The 16,805-nt window shown below is 66.8% G+C and carries 16 protein-coding genes, 1 tRNA gene and 2 pseudogenes; 9 read left to right on the top strand and 10 right to left on the bottom strand.

Features of this window, described 5'->3' with window-relative positions; genetic code table 11:
• Positions 1-39: 39 nt before the first annotated feature.
• Positions 40-927 carry a LysR family transcriptional regulator gene (locus EOJ32_RS15955; protein ID WP_127899198.1) on the bottom strand — a complete coding sequence of 296 codons (888 nt, stop codon included), beginning with the start codon at positions 925-927 and terminating at the stop codon, positions 40-42.
• Positions 928-1,027: 100 nt separating this feature from the next.
• Between EOJ32_RS15955 and EOJ32_RS15950 the strand changes: the two genes are divergently transcribed.
• Positions 1,028-2,134 (top strand): aldo/keto reductase, encoded by a 1,107-nt coding sequence (locus EOJ32_RS15950; protein ID WP_127899197.1) that lies wholly within the window; start codon positions 1,028-1,030, stop codon positions 2,132-2,134.
• A 95-nt stretch (positions 2,135-2,229) separates the two neighbouring features.
• On the opposite strand, the pseudogene EOJ32_RS15945 reads toward EOJ32_RS15950, so the two are convergent.
• Positions 2,230-2,637: pseudogene (locus EOJ32_RS15945) on the bottom strand (IS5 family transposase); the annotation flags it as partial.
• Positions 2,625-3,241 (bottom strand): annotated as a pseudogene (gene istA, locus EOJ32_RS15940) (IS21 family transposase); the annotation flags it as partial. The pseudogenes istA and EOJ32_RS15945, both read right to left, overlap by 13 nt.
• Positions 3,242-3,467: 226 nt before the next feature.
• Between istA and EOJ32_RS15935 the strand changes: the two are divergent.
• The 3 genes from EOJ32_RS15935 (at position 3,468) to EOJ32_RS15920 (ending at position 5,308) form a co-directional block, all read left to right on the top strand.
• Positions 3,468-3,797: a DUF2190 family protein gene (locus EOJ32_RS15935; RefSeq protein WP_240542452.1), complete on the top strand. Its 330-nt coding sequence runs from the start codon at positions 3,468-3,470 to the stop codon at positions 3,795-3,797.
• Between the two features lie 11 nt (positions 3,798-3,808).
• Entirely contained in the window at positions 3,809-4,072 is a 264-nt protein-coding gene (locus tag EOJ32_RS15930) for a hypothetical protein (protein WP_127899195.1), read from the top strand.
• 207 nt (positions 4,073-4,279) lie between these two features.
• Entirely contained in the window at positions 4,280-5,308 is a 1,029-nt protein-coding gene (locus tag EOJ32_RS15920) for a tyrosine-type recombinase/integrase (RefSeq protein ID WP_240542451.1), read from the top strand.
• A gap of 58 nt (positions 5,309-5,366) precedes the next feature.
• Here the strand turns inward: EOJ32_RS15920 and EOJ32_RS15915 are convergent.
• Both EOJ32_RS15915 and EOJ32_RS15910 read right to left on the bottom strand, forming a co-directional pair.
• Positions 5,367-5,443 (bottom strand) — tRNA-Met (locus EOJ32_RS15915).
• Positions 5,444-5,524: 81 nt separating this feature from the next.
• A complete protein-coding gene (locus EOJ32_RS15910; RefSeq protein WP_239441311.1) occupies positions 5,525-6,274 on the bottom strand; it encodes a FadR/GntR family transcriptional regulator in 750 nt (249 codons plus the stop codon).
• A 99-nt stretch (positions 6,275-6,373) separates the two neighbouring features.
• Between EOJ32_RS15910 and EOJ32_RS15905 the strand changes: the two genes are divergently transcribed.
• Genes EOJ32_RS15905 through hydA form a run of 5 tightly spaced genes read left to right on the top strand, consistent with a single transcriptional unit; the run spans position 6,374 to position 11,251 of the window.
• Positions 6,374-7,153: an ABC transporter substrate-binding protein gene (locus tag EOJ32_RS15905; protein WP_164871455.1), complete on the top strand. Its 780-nt coding sequence runs from the start codon at positions 6,374-6,376 to the stop codon at positions 7,151-7,153.
• A gap of 45 nt (positions 7,154-7,198) precedes the next feature.
• Entirely contained in the window at positions 7,199-7,870 is a 672-nt protein-coding gene (locus EOJ32_RS15900) for an amino acid ABC transporter permease (RefSeq protein ID WP_127899192.1), read from the top strand.
• 1 nt (position 7,871) lies between these two features.
• On the top strand, positions 7,872-8,609 hold the full coding sequence (locus tag EOJ32_RS15895; protein ID WP_127899191.1) for an amino acid ABC transporter ATP-binding protein: 738 nt from the start codon (positions 7,872-7,874) through the stop codon (positions 8,607-8,609).
• Positions 8,610-8,621: 12 nt separating this feature from the next.
• Positions 8,622-9,851, top strand: a complete 1,230-nt coding sequence (locus tag EOJ32_RS15890) for a cysteine desulfurase-like protein (protein WP_240542450.1) — start codon at positions 8,622-8,624, stop codon at positions 9,849-9,851.
• Positions 9,848-11,251, top strand: coding sequence for a dihydropyrimidinase (gene hydA / locus EOJ32_RS15885; RefSeq protein ID WP_127899190.1), 1,404 nt, complete (start codon positions 9,848-9,850; stop codon positions 11,249-11,251). Before EOJ32_RS15890 ends, hydA begins: the two co-directional genes overlap by 4 nt.
• Here hydA and EOJ32_RS15880 read toward each other — a convergent pair.
• The 5 genes from EOJ32_RS15880 to EOJ32_RS15860 are packed head-to-tail and all read right to left on the bottom strand — an operon-like array spanning position 11,248 to position 16,773.
• Positions 11,248-11,976, bottom strand: coding sequence for an SDR family oxidoreductase (locus tag EOJ32_RS15880; RefSeq protein ID WP_046001279.1), 729 nt, complete (start codon positions 11,974-11,976; stop codon positions 11,248-11,250). The two genes, hydA and EOJ32_RS15880, sit on opposite strands and share 4 nt — an antisense overlap.
• A 26-nt stretch (positions 11,977-12,002) precedes the next feature.
• Positions 12,003-12,716, bottom strand: coding sequence for an SDR family oxidoreductase (locus tag EOJ32_RS15875; RefSeq protein ID WP_127899189.1), 714 nt, complete (start codon positions 12,714-12,716; stop codon positions 12,003-12,005).
• Positions 12,700-14,319, bottom strand: a complete 1,620-nt coding sequence (locus EOJ32_RS15870; protein ID WP_127899188.1) for an FGGY-family carbohydrate kinase — start codon at positions 14,317-14,319, stop codon at positions 12,700-12,702. The genes EOJ32_RS15875 and EOJ32_RS15870 overlap by 17 nt, the downstream gene beginning before the upstream one ends.
• On the bottom strand, positions 14,319-15,281 hold the full coding sequence (locus EOJ32_RS15865) for an ABC transporter permease (protein WP_127899187.1): 963 nt from the start codon (positions 15,279-15,281) through the stop codon (positions 14,319-14,321). The genes EOJ32_RS15870 and EOJ32_RS15865 overlap by 1 nt, the downstream gene beginning before the upstream one ends.
• The gene (locus tag EOJ32_RS15860) at positions 15,271-16,773 is read right to left on the bottom strand and encodes a sugar ABC transporter ATP-binding protein (protein WP_127899186.1); all 1,503 of its coding nucleotides are present in this window, start codon (positions 16,771-16,773) and stop codon (positions 15,271-15,273) included. Before EOJ32_RS15860 ends, EOJ32_RS15865 begins: the two co-directional genes overlap by 11 nt.
• Between the last annotated feature and the right edge of the window lie 32 nt (positions 16,774-16,805).

The raw sequence follows: 16,805 nt of genomic DNA, 5'->3' as shown, positions 1-16,805 counted from the left end.
ACGGGTCGGCGGGGCCTCGCGCGGTGCAGCCCCGACCCGCTACTCCTTGAGATGGTCGATCAACGCGCGCAGCGGCGCGGGGACCTGTCGCCGGCTCGGGTGGAACAGGTAGGCGCCGGGATAGGGTTGGCACCAGTCGTCCAGCACCCGCTCCAGCCGTCCGGTGGCGAGGTCCTCGGCCACATCTTCCTGTTCGGTCCAGCCGGCCCCGCAGCCGGCCCGCACCGCGGCAAGCGCCAAGTCCGCCGAATTGCAGGCCAGCGGGCCCCGAACCTGAATGCGCAGCTCCTTGTCGTCCTTCTCGAAATCCCATGGCAACAACGATCCGTTGCCGAGGTTGCGGTAGCTGATGCAGGGATGGGCCAGCAGATCCCGCGGATGGCGGGGGCGGCCGTGGGCGTTCCAGTGATCCGGCGTCGCAACGACGGCCATGCGCAGCGACGGGCCGATCCGCACGGCGATCATGTCGCGTTCGACGCTCTCGCCCAGCCTGATGCCCGCGTCGAAGCCCAGAGACACCAGATCGCGCAGGCCGTCATCGACATTCACCTCGACCGTGACGCCCGGGTGGCTTCTGAGAAAGCCGGGCAGCTTGCGTGACAGCAGCGTCGAGGCCAGCCAGTGGAAGGTCGTCAGCCGCACAATCCCGGCAGGCGAGGCCCGCCATTCCGCCAGCGCCTCGAGACCGGCCTCGATCTGGGCCAGCGCCGGACCAAGGCGGTCCAGCAGCGCCAGGCCCGCCTCGGTCGGCGCAACCGAGCGGGTGGTCCGCGCCAGCAGACGCAGGTCGAGCCGTTCCTCCAGCGCGCGCATCGCGTGGCTCAGGGCCGAGGGCGACACGCCAAGCTCCGCAGCCGCCGCCGTGAAGCTGCGCGTCCGTGCGATGACCGCAAAGGCCGCCAGATCGTTGAGGTTCTGCCGCATCATCTGTGAAGGATACTCACAGGCTCATGCCACGGAAAGCGGCTAATGGGCCGCGCCGCGCGGCTCTACGCTCACGGCATCACCGCAGCGAGGAGCATGATCCATGCAGATGACCGATTACCGCAGCTTTGGCCGATCGGGGCTGATCGTCAGCCCGCTGACGCTTGGCACCATGACTTTCGGCGCGGGCCGGTGGGGCAGCGACCTGACCGAGGCGCGGGGCATCTTCGACGCCTATGTGACGGCAGGCGGCAATGTCATCGACACGGCCGACATCTATGGCGGCGGAGACAGCGAGCGGATGCTGGGCCAGTTCGTGACAGACAGCGGGCTGAGGGACCGGCTGGTGCTGTCCACCAAGTCCGGCTTTGCCCGCTCGCAGGGCCATCCGCTGCATGGCGGAAACGGCGCGATCAACATCCGTCTCGGGATCGAGGGCTCGCTGCGGCGCCTCGGCACGGATCGGATCGACCTCTATTGGGTGCATGTCTGGGACCGAACGACCCCGCCGGAAGAGGTGCTGCGGACGCTGGCCGCCGCGGTCGCGCGCGGAGAGATCCTCTACTACGGCTTCTCGAACACGCCCGCCTGGTATGTCGCCAAGGTGGCCACGCTGGCCGCGGCGCATGGTCTGCCGGGGCCGATCGGGTTGCAGAGCGCCTGGTCGCTGATCGAGCGCGGGGTCGAGCTGGACATCGCCCCGATGGCCGCGCATTTCGGCCTCGGAATCATGCCTTGGAGCCCGCTGGCCGGCGGCCTGCTGACCGGCAAATACGGGCGCGAGATGCTGGCCGAGGCCGGTCGCACCTCCGCAGTGCCGGACCGCGCCATGGATGCCGAAACGGGCAAGAGCGACCGGCTGAGCGGCGACAACCCCTATGGCGGCATGCTGTTCACCGAACGCAACTTCGGGGTCGTGGACGCCCTGCGCGAGGTGGCGGCCGAGCTGGACGTCCCGATGGCGCAGGCGGCGCTGGCCTGGGTCCTGTCGCGGCCGGGTGTCGGCACGCTGCTGATGGGCGCCAGCCGGGCTGAGCAGGTCACTGACAATATAGAGGCGCTGCAGGTCGCATTGTCGCCCGAGCAGCAGACCCGGCTGGAGGAGGCCAGCGCGCTGCCGGCGCTGAACCCTTACTTCATCTTCCAACTCCCGCGCGAAGCGATCTTCGGCGGGCAGTCCGTGCAGCCGTGGAAGGAGGCAGCGCGATAATGCCCCACGGCTTGCTATAGGAGCGTCGACTTGAAGAAGTCAGGGTCAGGTGGCCACAACGGGCAGCCTGACCTAGGCTCCAGACTCATTGATCGTCAAAGCCAGAACATGACGGTAGCTGCGAGGGCGACTGCTGACAGGAAGGTCTTTGCACATCGATCGTAGCGGGTCGCGATGCGGCGCCAGTCTTTGAGCCTGCCGAACATGATCTCGATGCGGTTGCGCCGTTTATAGCGGCGCTTGTCGTAGCGGACGGCCTTGCCGCGCGACTTCCGGCCTGGGATGCAGGGCTTCATCCCTTTGTCTTTCAACGCTTCCCTGAACCAGTCGGCATCGTAGCCCCGGTCGGCAATCAGCCATTCGGCTCCGGGCAGGCTGCCCAGCAAGGCCGCGGCTCCGATGTAGTCGCTGACCTGCCCGGCGGTCATGAAGAACTTTAAGGGCCGTCCCTTGGCGTCGGTGACAGCATGCAACTTGGTGTTCAATCCGCCCTTCGTTCTGCCGTCTTCATGTTGTCGTAGATGCCCCGGGCAGGCACGCCACCAAAAACCCGGAACCCGTGCCAGTGGGCGTCAAACAGCATCTCGTGGGTCTGCAGCAGATAGGCGCGCAGCAAAAAGGCCCGGCTGTGCGACAGCTTGATGTGGGCCATCTGAAGCATGGGTCACGCTCTCCACCCAAAATGGCGAAGTCGTCGCTCCAGTCGAACTGGAAGGCCTCGCCCGGACTGAAGGACAAGGGGACAAAGGTCCCCCGTCCTGCCGTCTGCTGCTCACGCTGACGGTCCGCGCGCCAGTCCCGCGAAAAGGCGGCCACGCGGTTGTAGGATCCGGTGAAGCCGAGCTTGACCAGATCGGCGTGCATCTGCTTCAGCGTTCGTCGCTGCTTGCGCGGCTTGCCGATCTCCGTCTTCAGCCAGCCGGCCAGCTTCTCCGAGAAGGGGTCAAGCTTGCTTGGACGTTCCGGCGCCGCAAACTTTGGCTCGATCGTGTTCGCCGCCAGATGCTTTGACACGGTATTGCGCGAAAGACCCGTGCGCCGAGCGATCTCGCGGATCGACAGCTTCTCGCGCAAGTGCATGCGTCGGATGATGTTCAAAAGCCCCATGTGGATCACTCCGTTACCCCCGCCGCTGACCGCTATGGGGGAAGGTTCACATGGCTCACTTCTCAGTGGAAATTATGCGCTTACCCGGCTCAGTTCTGGGTGGAAATCAACATCAGTAGAGGCATCGGTGACCAGGAACGCTTGTGGCCCTTGATCGCGAGATGGCTGCCCTGCGCGGGCGCACCTCTGGGCGCATCCGAATCTCAACCTCGAAAGGACTATGAAAATGGCGACCAACTACATCCAACCGGGCCGCACGATTACGATCCCGGCCCCGGCTACCGTCGCCTCTGGCGGCGTGGTGATCGCTGGCGAAATCCGGGGCATTGCCCAAGGTGATGCTATCGCCGCCAGCCCCGTGGACGTCACGACAGAAGGCGTCTGGGAACTGCCCAAGGTTGCTGCGAACGCATTCGCGCTTGGCGCAGCCGTCTATTGGAACGCTGCAACCGGACTCGCGACTAGCACCGCCAGCGGCAACACGAAACTGGGCGTTGCCGTGGCGGATGCTGCTGCATCGGCTGGCACAGTCCACGTCCGCCTGTCCGGCTTTTAAGGAAAACTGAAATGGCAAAGATCACTGCTCTGACGAAGATCATCCTTCCCGGCGTCGCTGAAGAACACACTGTCGAAGTCGGCGAGACCTTCGACTCGCCCCCGATCCAGGCGCGCTCGCTGATGGAGATGGGCTCTGCACGCAACGCCACCAAGGAAGAGATCGACGCGATCGCCGCCAAGGAAAAGGCGGGCGAGGCCGAGGCTGCCGAATTGGCGAAGATTGCCGAGGAGAACGCCAAGGAGCGCGCTCGCCTGTCAGGGTTTAAGGGCTAAAGACAATGGGCCGCGCCGCTTCCACATTTAAGCAGACTGACCTCGTGAGGGCCGTAAAGGCCACACAGGCGGCAGGCTTGACTGTGGGGGCGGTTGAGGTTTCCCCTGACGGCACCATCAGAATTAGCGTGCAGGGGGCGCAGGCCCCGTCTGGCGCAGTCTCAGACCCATTCGAGACATGGAAGGCCAAACGCGATGCGAGTTCGAATGAAAGGGCTTAACAAGGTTTCTAAGAAACTCGCGGATGGCACCTCTGTCACCTACTACTACGCCTGGAAAGGTGGCCCGCGTCTTCCCGGCAAGCCTGGCGAGCCTGCATTTCTGGCAGCTTTCAATCAAGCGATTGCGGCAAATGAGGCGCAGCCTACTGGCACTCTGCAAAGCGTCTTGAACGCTTACCAGCAAAGCGCCCGCTTCAAAGATCTTAGCGGTAAGACACGGCGCGATTATGTTCGCATGATCCGCAAGATCGAAACCGACTTTGGGGACTTCCCGATTGCTGCGCTGTCAGACCGCCGAACCCGTGGCGAGTTTCTGCACTGGCGCGACCGCTTGGCGCAGTCATCCCGCCGACAGGCCGATTACGCCTTGTCAGTCCTTGCCCTGATTATCGCATGGGCCTTTGACCGTGGGCTTGTGCCGATGAATCCCGTCGAGCGCCCCGGCAAAACCTATCGGTCGAAACGGATCGACTCAATCTGGACCACCGACGACGAGAAGCGTCTTCTAGAAAAGGCCCCATCGCACATTGGGCTGGCGTTCATGTTGGCGCTGTGGACAGGGCAACGGCAAGGCGACCTATTGCGGCTTCAATGGTCCGCCTATGACGGCGAGACGATCCGCCTGCGGCAGAGCAAGACCGGCGTCCGTGTATCTATCCCCGTGGGCGAACCTCTTAAGCAGATTCTCGACAGCACGGATCGGACGATCAGCACTATCCTTGCCACATCGCGCAATGCGTCATGGACAGAGTCGGGTTTCCGATCGTCCTGGCGCACCGCCTGCGCTGCTGCTGGCATTGATGGGCTGACCTTCCACGACCTGCGCGGCACGGCTGTCACACGTCTTGCGCTGGCAGGCGCAACCACGCCTGAAATCGGAACGATTACCGGGCACGGGCTGAAGCAAGTCGAAGCGATTCTCGATTCCCACTATCTCAAACGCGACTCAGCACTGGGAATTTCAGCTATTCGGAAGCGGGAAATATACGAGGAGGCAACTAAGACTCCCAACTAAACGCCCAACTGTTCTATAGTGCTAAACACTTAACACAGAAAAAACGTTGGAAGTTCAATGGTAGCGGAGGAGGGACTCGAACCCCCGACACGCGGATTATGATTCCGCTGCTCTAACCAACTGAGCTACTCCGCCACGAGTAGCGGCGATCTAAAAGACTGGCGCAGGGCCGTCAAGCGGGTTTTGCCAAAAAGCGCGCGCAGAGCGTTCGGGGCGCTAGATCTGCACGCCCGCGCAGCGCGCGGTGTTGCGGATGTGGTCGCGCATATGCGCCTGCGCCGCGTCGGGATCGCGCCGTTCCATCGCGGCCAGGATGGCACGGTGTTCGGCGATGGACTGCGCCATGCGATCGGGGTCGGTGTTCGGGATCGGCTGGCGCTGCGTCTCGGTCAGCAGCTGGCTGACGGTGCTGTACAACGTGGCCAGCATCCGGTTCGGGCAGGCCTGCGCGATGCCTTGATGCAGGGCCAGGTCCGCGTCCACATGGGCGACCAGGTCGCCCTGCGCCCAGGCCTTCTCGAACTGGGCGGCGGCCGATTGCAGGCCGGCCAGCGCATCGGGGGTGATGGCGGATGCGGCCAGCCGCGCCAGCTCTCCCTCGATCAGCAGGCGGGTCTGGAACACCTCGCGCAGATCGTGGGCATCGTCATAGCGCCATGTCGTCTGAGCGGGCCGCGTGGCCGGGTCCATCACGAAGGTCCCCCGTGCGGGCAGGGTCTGGACCAGGCCCAACGTCTCCAGCGTCAGCAGCGCCTCGCGCAGCGACGGGCGCGACACGTTCAGCTGTTCCGACAGCACCCGCTGCGACGGCAGCCGCTCTCCGGCCTTGAGTTCGCCCGACCGGATCATCTCCTGCAGGCGACGCGCGATGGTCTGCGTCACCGGTCCCTTGTCCCACATCACCCGCGCATTGCCCTTTCCGTCGGCATCCCGTCCGCCATCCATCTGCACAGGAACCACGGCCATTGCAAACCGGATCGGCCCGTGGCTTGATACTGGTCAGACCGGTTTGGCCGGTCAATCCAGAATCATAAAGACGGGGAGATGATGATGCACGGAAAAAGGATGCGCCGCACGACCATGGCACTGGCGCTGCTTGCCGGTTCGGCCCTTGCCGCGTCGGCACAGGAGACCCTGACGGTGGGCGCCAACATCGGCAACGTCCCGTGGGAGTTCCAGGACGATGCCGGCCAGTTCGTGGGCTTCGAGATCGACCTGGTCGCCGCCGTGGCCGACCGCATGGGCGCCGAGGTCGAGACGGTGAACATTCCCTTCAACGGGCTGTTCTCTGCCGTGCAGTCGGGGCGGATCGACATCGCGACCAGCTCCATCACCATCACCGACGAACGCCTGGAATCGGTGACCTTCGCCCAGCCCTATTACGACAGCGACCAGTCGCTGACCGCCCTGGCCGAGGGGCCGAAATCGCTGGCCGAGATGAAGGACAAGGTCGTCGGCGTCGACACCGGATCGACCGGCGACATGTGGGCGACCGAGAACCAGGCCGAATACGGGTTCGCCGACATCCGCCGCTATGAGGGGCTGGCGCCCGCGATGCTGGACCTGCAGGCGGGGCGGATCGACGGGTACGTGTCGGACATCCCGGCGCTGCAGTACTACGTCAAGGACAAGCCGCAGCTGGCCGTCGTCGAACGCATCCCGACCGGAGAGAAGTATTCGATGATGTTCGCCAAGGACGCCGAACTGGCGACCGAGGTCAACACCATCCTGGACGCGCTGAAGACCGAGGGCGTGGTGGCCGAGCTGCACGAGAAGTGGTTCGGCGTCGCCCCCGATGCGGGGTCGTCCACCGTCACCGTCCTGCCGATGCCGACGCTCAACTGATCCGACAGCCGGGTCCGGGCCCGTCCCGGACCCGAAGGGATGCACATGGATATCTTCGACACCTTCCTGAACGCCGAGGTGATGCGGCGGACCTTTCCCATGCTGCTGCAGGGTCTGTGGATCACGCTGCAGCTGGGGGCGGCCAGCATCGTCGCGGGGCTGGTGCTGGGCCTGGGGCTGGCGATGGCGCGGCTGTACGGGCCCGGCCCGGTCCGGTTCGTGACACGGCTCTATATCGACACCTTCCGGTCGATCCCGCTGTTGGTCCTGCTGATCATCGTCTATTACGCGCTGCCCTTCGTGGGCCTGCGCCTGTCGCCATTCGCATCCGCCATGAGCGCGCTGACGCTGGTGTCGGGCGCCTATACGGCCGAGATCTTTCGCGCCGGCATCGAGGCGATTCCCAAGGGCCAGTTCGAGGCCTCCGCCGCCCTGGGCCTGAACGGGCGCCAGACCATGGCCGACGTGATCCTGCCGCAGGCGGTGCGAATCGTCATCCCGCCGCTGACCAACAATTCGATCAACGTGGTCAAGGACACCGCGCTGGCATCGGTCGTGGCCATGCCCGACCTGCTGAAACAGGCGACGCAGGCGCAGGCCCTGGCCGCGAACCCCACGCCGCTGATTGTGGCCGCGGTGATCTACATCGCGTTCCTGTGGCCGCTGGTCGCGCTGGTGTCGCGCATGGAACGCCGCTTTGCGGCACGGAGGCGCTGAGATGGCCGGTTTCGTCAGCATCCGCAACCTGCGGAAATCCTATGGCAGCTTCGAGGCCCTGCGCGGCATCGACCTGGACGTCGCCAAGGGCGAGGTGGTGTGCATCATCGGCCCGTCGGGGTCCGGCAAATCGACCCTGATCCGCTGCATCAACCGCCTGGAGGGGTTCGACCCCGCAAGCGAGATCCGCGTGGACGGCACCCCCGTCACCACCGGCCGTGCGCTGGCCCGCGTGCGTGCCGAGGTCGGTATGGTGTTCCAGTCCTTCAACCTGTTCCCGCATTTGACGGTGCGTGAAAACGTCATGCTGGCGCCCCGCCGCGTGCGCCGCACCACGCGGGCGGATGCCGCGGCCCAGGCCGACCGCCTGCTGGCCCGCGTGGGCATTTCCAGCCAGGCCGACAAGTACCCAGAGCATCTGTCCGGCGGCCAGCAGCAGCGCGTCGCCATCGCCCGGGCGCTGGCGATGGAGCCGCAGGTGATGCTGTTTGACGAACCGACCAGCGCGCTGGACCCCGAAATGGTGGGCGAGGTGCTGGACGTCATGCGCGATCTGGCCCGGACGGGCACCACCATGATCGTCGTCACGCACGAGATGGGATTCGCGTCCCAGGTGGCCGACCGCGTCATCTTCATGGATGCGGGCCAGATCGTCGAACAGGGACCGCCCGCGCAGGTGCTGTCCGACCCCCAAGAACCACGCACGCGCAATTTCCTGGGCGCCGTGCTGAACCACTGAAGGACGACCCCGATGACACAGCTGGACATGGCCTATGTGCAGTCCCAATTCCCCGGCCTGACGCAGGACTGGGTGTTCTTCGACAATGCCGGCGGCGCGCAGATCGCTCAGCCCGCGCTGGACCGCATGGTCGAGTTCCTGACGCACCGCAACGTCCAGATTGGGGGCAGCTATGCGGTGTCGCAGGCCGCGGCCGAGGCGCTGATGGCGGGCCGTCGCGCCGCCGCGACGCTGGTCAATGCCGCCCGCCCCGAGGAGATCGTCTTCGGCCCCTCGACCACGGTGCTGATGGGCAACCTGATGCAGGCCATGCGCCGCCAGTTCGTGCCGGGCGACGAGGTCATCGTCACCATGGCCGATCACGAAAGCAATATCGGTCCCTGGACCCGGCTGCAGGAGTTCGGCGTCGTCATCAAGGTCTGGCCGCTGAACGCGGACACAATGGACCTGCAGCTGGCCGATCTGGCCCCGCTGATGACCGACCGCACCCGTCTGGTCTGCGTGACGCATGTGTCCAACATCCTGGGGCAGGTGCATCCCGTCGCGGATTTCGCGCGCTTCGTCCATGACCGCGGCGCACGGATCTGCGTCGATGCGGTCGCCTATGCGCCGCACCGGCTGATCGACGTTCAGGCCTGGGATGTCGATTACTATGTCTTCAGCTTGTACAAGGCCTATGGCCCGCACGGGGCGCTGATGTACGGGAAATACGACCTGCTGGCCGAACTGGACGGGCTGTACCATTACTTCTATGGCAAGGATAAGGTTTTGGCCAAGCTGGAGCCGGGCAATCCCAGCTATGAGGCCGCCTATGCCACCGACGGCATCCTTGAATACCTGACCACGCTGGCCCGCCACCACGGCGCGACGGGCGACGACCGCGCCTTGCTGGAGGCCGCCTTCGATCTGATCACCGCGCAGGAGGATGCGCTGACCGACCGCCTGCTGGCCTGGCTGTCAGCGCGCAACGACTGCCGCGTCATCGGCGGATCGGTCAACCGCGACAGCACCCGCGTGCCGACCATCGCGTTCAAGTTCGACGGCATCGATTCCGGCGCCGTCGCACGCGCGATGGACGATCACGGCATCGCCATGCGGTTCGGCGATTTCCATTCGCGCCGCCTGGTCGAGCATCTGGGCGAGGATCAGAACGGCGGCGTGCTGCGCGTGTCGATGGTGCATTACAACACGCTGGATCAGGTCGACCGCCTGACCGACGCGCTGGCCCGGATCGTCGCATGAGCGGGCTGGACCTGGTCATTGCGGGCGGCACGGTCGTTACCGCCGCCGACAGCTATGTCGCCGATATCGGCATCCGCGACGGGCGCATCGCGCAGATCGGGCAGGGGCTGACCGGGGCCGACCGGATCGACGCGACGGGGCTTCTGGTCCTGCCGGGCGGGATCGACGCGCATGTGCATCTGGACCAGCCCACCTCGGACGGCACGACCATGGCGGACGGCTTCGTCAGCGGCACCCGGTCGGCGGCGGCGGGGGGCAACACGACCGTGCTGCCCTTTGCGCTGCAGATCAAAGGACAGTCGTTGCGCGCCTGCGTCGAGGAGTACCACCAGAAGGCGAAGGGGCATTGCCATACCGACGTGTCGTTCCACCTGATCGTCAGCGACCCAACCCCTCAGGTCCTGGGGCAGGAATTGCCGGCGCTGGTCCGCGAAGGGTACACGTCCTTCAAGGTCTTCATGACCTATGACGACCTGGTCCTGAACGACGCCCAGATCCTGGACGTGTTCGAGGTGGCGCGCCGCGAACGCGCCCTGGTCATGGTCCATGCCGAGGGGCATGACGCGATCCGCCACCTGACCCGCCGCCTGGAGGCCGAGGGCCGCACCGCGCCCTATTACCACGGTCAGGCCCATGCCCAGATCGCCGAACGCGAGGCCACGCACCGCGCCATCAGCCACGCCCAGCTGATCGACGTGCCGGTGGTGATCGTCCATGTCTCGGGCCGCGACCCGATGGAGCAGATCCAGTGGGCCCGTGCCCGCGGCCTAAAAGTTCACGCCGAAACCTGCCCCCAATATGTCGCCCTGACCGCCGACGACCTGCGCGGGCTGAACATGGATTTCGACGGCGCGAAATACGTCTGTTCCCCGCCGCCGCGCGATGCGGACAGCCAGGCGGCGATCTGGCAGGGGCTGCGGGACGGGACCTTCGACATCTTCTCGTCCGACCATTGCCCGTTTCGCATCGACGCCACGGGCAAGGACACGCCCCGCGCGCGATCGTCGTTCAAATACGTGCCGAACGGCATTCCGGGGGTCGAAACCCGCCTGCCGATCCTGTTTTCCGAAGGCGTCGGCAAGGGGCGCATCAGCCTGCAGCGGTTCGTGGCGCTGACCGCGACCAACCCCGCGCGGCTCTATGGCCTCTATCCGCAGAAGGGCAGCATCGCCATCGGCGCGGATGCCGACCTGGCGCTGTGGGACCCGACCCTGACCCGGCCGATCCGGCAGGCGCAGCTGAACCACGGCTGCGATTACACGCCCTACGAGGGGATGGAGATCACCGGCTGGCCGGTCCGCACCCTGCTGCGCGGCCGGACCATCGCGCAGGACGGCGTCCCGGTGGGCGATCCCACCGGGGGGCACCTGTCGCGCGCCACCAGCGAGGCGTTCGCCTAGACGTCGAAGTTGCTGGGCAGCACGATCATGTCGCGGATCGTCACGTTGCGCGGGCGCGTCAGCATGTACATCAGCGCGTCCGCGACCTCGACCGGTTCGATCAGGGCGCCGGCATCCTTCATGCGCTGCAGGCGTTCGGGTTCCCAATCCGCCAGCAGGGCCGAGATGACCGGCCCCGGAGAGACCTGTCCCACCCGAACGCCGTGGCCCATCAGCTGGCGGCGCATGGTCTGGACGAAACAGGTCACGGCCCATTTCGACGCGGTATAGACCGGCTCGACGTGGATCGGCGCGTGTCCGGCGATGGAACTGGTGACGATGATGTCGCCCGTGCCGCGTTCGATCATGTGGGGGGCCACCGCATGGACGTTCTTCATCACCGCGTTGACGTTCAGGTTCAGCATGCGGTCGATGGCGGCCGGGTTGGTGTCGACCAGATCGCCGCCGATATAGCTGCCCGCGTTGCACAACATGATGTCGATCTGGCCGACCTTGTCCAGGATCTGCGGCACCATCGCGTTGCAGCTGTCCGCGTCCAGCAAGTCGGTGACCTGGGCGATCGCGTCTGCGCCCAGTTCGCGCGTCAGCGCGTCCAGCGCGTCGGCGTTGCGGTCGACCAGCACCACGCGGGCGCCCGCCTCCAGCAGCGCGCGCGTGGCTGCCAGCCCGATGCCCGATGCGGCCCCGGTGATCGCGGCAACCTTGCCGTGCAGGTCTTGGGACATGGTATTCTCCTTGGGATGGTGTTCGGTCAGACGGCCAGGAAGCCGCCGTCAAGGGGCAGGACCGCCCCGGTGATCAGGCCCGCATCGTCCGAAAGCAGCAGCGCGATGGCGCGGGCCACGTCTTCGGCCTCGGCAAAGCGGCCCATCGGGTGGCGGGCCATCATCGGGTCGCGCTTGGCCGGCGCGCTCCAGGCGGCGGCGGCCAGTTCGGTCAGGGTGACGGTGGGCGCGATGGCCACGGCGCGGATGCCGTGGGGACCCAGTTCGCGCGCCATGACGCGGCTCGCGCCCTCCAGCCCGGCCTTGGACGCGGCATAGGCGACGTGGTCCGGAAAGCCGCGATGGCCTGCGATGCTGGTGACGTTGACGATGGCCCCGCCGCCGCCCGCGGCGATCCGGGCGCGGGCGAACTCCTGCGCGCAGATCAGCGCGCTGCGCAGGTTGATGTCCATCACCGTGTCATAGCCCGCGTCGGTCAGATCCAGCAGCCCCTCCAGCACGTTGGTGCCGGCGCAGTTGACCAGGAAGTCGCAGGTCCCGGCCTTGGCCATGGCATCACGCGCGGCCGCGGGGTCGGACAGGTCGGCCACGATGGCCCGGGCGTCCAGGCTGTCCAGGTCGGATTGCGTGCGGCTGATGGCCGTGACCCGCGCGCCGCGTTCGGCCAGCAGGATGGCGGTGGCCCGGCCGATGCCCTTGCCTGCGCCGGTGATGATGACGGATCTATCCGTGAAGGGCATCGTGGTCTCCTCTCAATGCGGCGTCGATGTCGCCGCGCAGGTCGCGGGCGGTGGCCTGAAGCGTCAGGAAGGCCCGATGGCGCGCGGCGTGCAGCCGCTGGCTGTCGGGGTCGGGGTGATGGGTGGTCTGGACGCGCGACATGGCTGGCATGGCCGATGCCAGGTCGGGGAACACCCCGCCCGCGACCGCGCCCAGCATGGCCGCGCCCAGCAGCACGGGCTCGTCCGCCGCCGCGGCATCCACGGGCAGGCCGGTCGCATCGGCCAGCAGCTTGCGGATCAGCGGATGGCGGCCCGCGCCCCCGCTGATGGCGATGCGCGCGACCGGTGCCCCGTGGGCAGCCTGGGTCGCGATGATCTGGCGCAGGCCGTAACCCAGCCCGCAGACCCCCGCGACATACAGCGAGATCAGGGACGCCAGGTCCGTGTCCATCCCCTGGCCGCTGACGATGGCGCGGGCATGGGGGTCGGCAAAGGGCGCACGGTTGCCCAGGAATTCGGGCACCACGTGCAGGTGGGCCGCCTGCCGCACGGCGTCGGGCGCGGCCTGGTCCGCCAGCCATTCGGGCAGGGACCGGCCCTGCGCGCGGGCAGCATCGGTCGCCTGGTCGTGGGCGGGGTGCAGGCGCAGCAGGTGGTCGATGGCCGCGCCCGCGACCGACTGCCCGCCCTCGTTCAGCCACATGCCCGGCACCATGGCCGAGAAATAGGGCCCCCAGACGCCCGGCACGAAGGCCGGGTTCCGCGTCGTGGTCATGGTGCAGGATGATGTGCCGAACACATAGCCCACCGTGTCGACCGGATCGCCCATCGCGGCGACGGTGCCGACCCCGCCCGCATGCGCGTCGATCAGCCCTGCGCCGACGGCGATGCCGGGCCGCAGGCCCATGGCGCGCGCCGCATCGGCGGTCAGGCCCGCGCCAAGGGGCGTGGCGGGCGGCACGACCTGCGTGCCGATGCGCGCGAAGCCTTCGTCGGCCAGCACGCCCAGGCCGATGGCGCGGAAGTAATCGCCGTCCCACCGGCCCTCATGCGCCAGATAGGTCCATTTGCAGGTCACCGTGCAGGTCGACCGCGCGGTGCTGTCCGTGGCCTTCCAGGTCAAAAAATCGGTCAGGTCGAAGAAATGGCGCGCCGCGTCAAAGACCTGGGGCCGGTTTTCGCGCAGCCACAGCAGCTTGGGCGTCTCCATTTCGGGAGAGATGCGCCCGCCGACATAGCGCAGGACGTCGTGCCCGCCCGCATTGATGCGCGCCGCCTGGTCGACCGCGCGGTGGTCCATCCAGACGATGATGTCGCGGTCGGGATGGGCGGGGTCGCCCACGCCCAGGGGCGTATCGCCCACCACCACCAGCGAACAGGTGGCGTCGAACCCGATGCCTGCCACGCGGGCCGGGTCGATCCCGGCCTGGGCCACCGCGGCGCGGGTCGCGGCGCAGACCGCGTCCCAGACCTGCGCGCTGGACTGTTCGGCGATCACCCCGTCGGGGCGGTGCATGGCGATGTCGCATTTCCCGGTGCCAAGCGCGGCGCCCGTGGCGTCGAACACGCCCGCCCGCGCCGATCCGGTGCCGACGTCGATGCCGATCAGGTACCGGTCCATCAGCGCCATTCCCGCCCGATATAGATCGCCAGAAGGATGATCAGGCCCTTGATGACGTCCTGCATGTAGGGGTTGATGCCCACCAGGTTCAGGCCGTTGTTCAGGATGCCCAGCAGCACCGCGCCGATCAGCGTGCCCAGGATCAGCCCGCGCCCACCGGCGATGGCGGTCCCGCCTAGGACGACCGCGGCGATGGCGTCCAGCTCGAATCCCACCCCGGCGTTGGGCTGGCCGCTCATCAGGCGGCCGGTCAGCACGATGGCGGCCAGCGACGCGGTCAGCCCCGAGATGGCATAGACCGCCAGCTTGACCAGCCGGGTGCGCACGCCGGACAGGCGGGCGGCGGTCTCGTTGCCGCCGATGGCATAGACGTGGCGGCCGAAGGGCGTGCGCTGCAGCAGCAGCCAGGCCAGTGCATAGACGACGATCATGATGATCACCGGCACGGGCATGATGCCCACCCGGCCCACGCCGAACCAGGACACCCAGCCCGGCAGCCCGCTGATCGGATAGCCGCCCGAATAGATCAGGCCCAGCCCGCGGGCGATGCCCATCGTGGCCAGGGTCACGATGATCGCGGGCATCTTGCCCCAGGCCACCAGCACGCCGTTGAACAGCCCCAGCCCCAGCCCGACCAGCAGGGCGGCGGCGATGCCCACCCCGCCGGGCAGGCCCATGTTGACCATGATCCCGGCCGCGACCGTGCCCGCCAGCGCCATGACCGCGCCCACCGACAGGTCGATCCCGCCGGTCATGATGACGAAGGTCATGCCCACCGCCAGGATGCCCACGACCGACACCTGCCGCAGCACGTTCAGGATATTGTTCACGGTGAAGAAGTTGTCGCTGGCGAAGGCCATCAGCACCGACACCACGATCAGCCCGACCAGGGGCAGCGCCAGCGGCGAATGCAGCAGCCAGTCGAAGGCGCGGTGCCTGGCGGTGTTTGCGTCATGCGACATGGTGGACCTTTCCCGTGGTTGCATGTGTCATGATCCCTTCCGAGGTGATCGCGTCCCCCTCGACCGTCGCGACGATCCCGCCAGAGCGGAAGACGCAGACCCGGTCGGCCATGCCGATGACTTCCGGCAGTTCAGACGAGATCATGATGATGGCGTATCCCTGCGCCGTGAACCGGCGCATCAGCTGATAGATTTCGGCCTTTGCGCCGACGTCGATGCCGCGCGTGGGTTCGTCGAAGATCAGCACCCGCATCTGGTGGTTCAGCCAGCGGGCGATGACGACCTTCTGCTGGTTGCCGCCCGACAGGGTGTCGACGCGGGCGCGGGAGCCCTGGGCCTTGACGCGCACCTGCTCCATCGCGGCCTGGGTCGAGGCCAGCTCCTTCTTGAAGTCGATGAACCAATGGGCCTGGCGATATTTGCCGTAGTTGTTCACCGACACGTTCTGCAGGATGGAAAAGGCCGTGATCAGCCCCTGTTCCTTGCGGCTTTCGGGCAGAAGGCCGATGCCGCGGGCCAGCCCGTCGGCCGGGTCGCGCAGGCGCGCCTCGGCGCCGTCCACGCGGATCTTGCAGCGCGCGGCGGGATATTCGCCCAGGATCGACAGGACGGTCTCGGTGCGCCCCGATCCGACCAGCCCGGCAAAGCCCAGGATCTCTCCGGCGCGCAGCTGAAAGGACGACACCGGGCCGCCGCGACGCAGCTGCACCTCGACCGCCTCCAGCACGACGGGGGCCGCGGGGTCGCGGGCGGGCTTGGGGGGAAAGCTGTTCTCGATGCGGCGGCCGACCATCATCTCGACCAGGCGGTCGATGGTGACGTCGGCGACATCGGTGCTGCCGACGTATTCGCCGTCGCGCAGCACGGTGATGCGGTCGCAGATCTCGAAGATCTCGTCCAGGTGGTGCGAGATGAAGACGATGGCCACCCCGGCGGCGCGCAGTTCGCGCATGACCTTGAACAGGTGTTCGGTCTCGGACGGGGTCAGGGTCGCGGTGGGTTCGTCCAGGACCAGGATGCGGGCGTCCAGCGACAGCGCTTTGGCGATCTCGACGAACTGCTGTTCGGCGACCGACAGGCGCGCGATGGGCACATCCAGCGGCAGGTCGACCTCCAGCCGCCGCAGGATCGCCTGCGCGCGGACCCGCATCGCCTTGCGGTCCAGAAGGCCCAGGGGGCCGCGCATCTCGCGGGCCAGGAACATGTTCTCGACCGCGGTCAGGCCGGGGATCAGGCTGAATTCCTGGAACACGATGCCGACGCCCGCCGCGATCGCCGCGTCATAGGTGGCAAAGCTGCGCGGCTCTCCGTCGATCAGGATCTGGCCGTCCGAGGGCTGGATGATGCCGCTGACGATCTTCATCAGCGTCGATTTCCCGGCGCCGTTCTCGCCCAGAAGGGCGTGCACCTCTCCGGCGCGGACATGCAGGTCCACCCCGTGCAGGACCTCGATCCGGCCGAAGCTTTTGCGTATTCCCCTGAGTTCCAGCATCTTGCCCCCTTTCGTTCGGCCGCGCCCCGTCG

Origin of the sequence: Paracoccus sp. Arc7-R13 (assembly GCF_004010775.1) — a bacterium.
GTDB lineage: Bacteria > Pseudomonadota > Alphaproteobacteria > Rhodobacterales > Rhodobacteraceae > Paracoccus > Paracoccus marcusii.
Note: the sequence above shows the minus strand (reverse complement) of the source record. Positions and strands in the feature narration are given on the sequence as shown.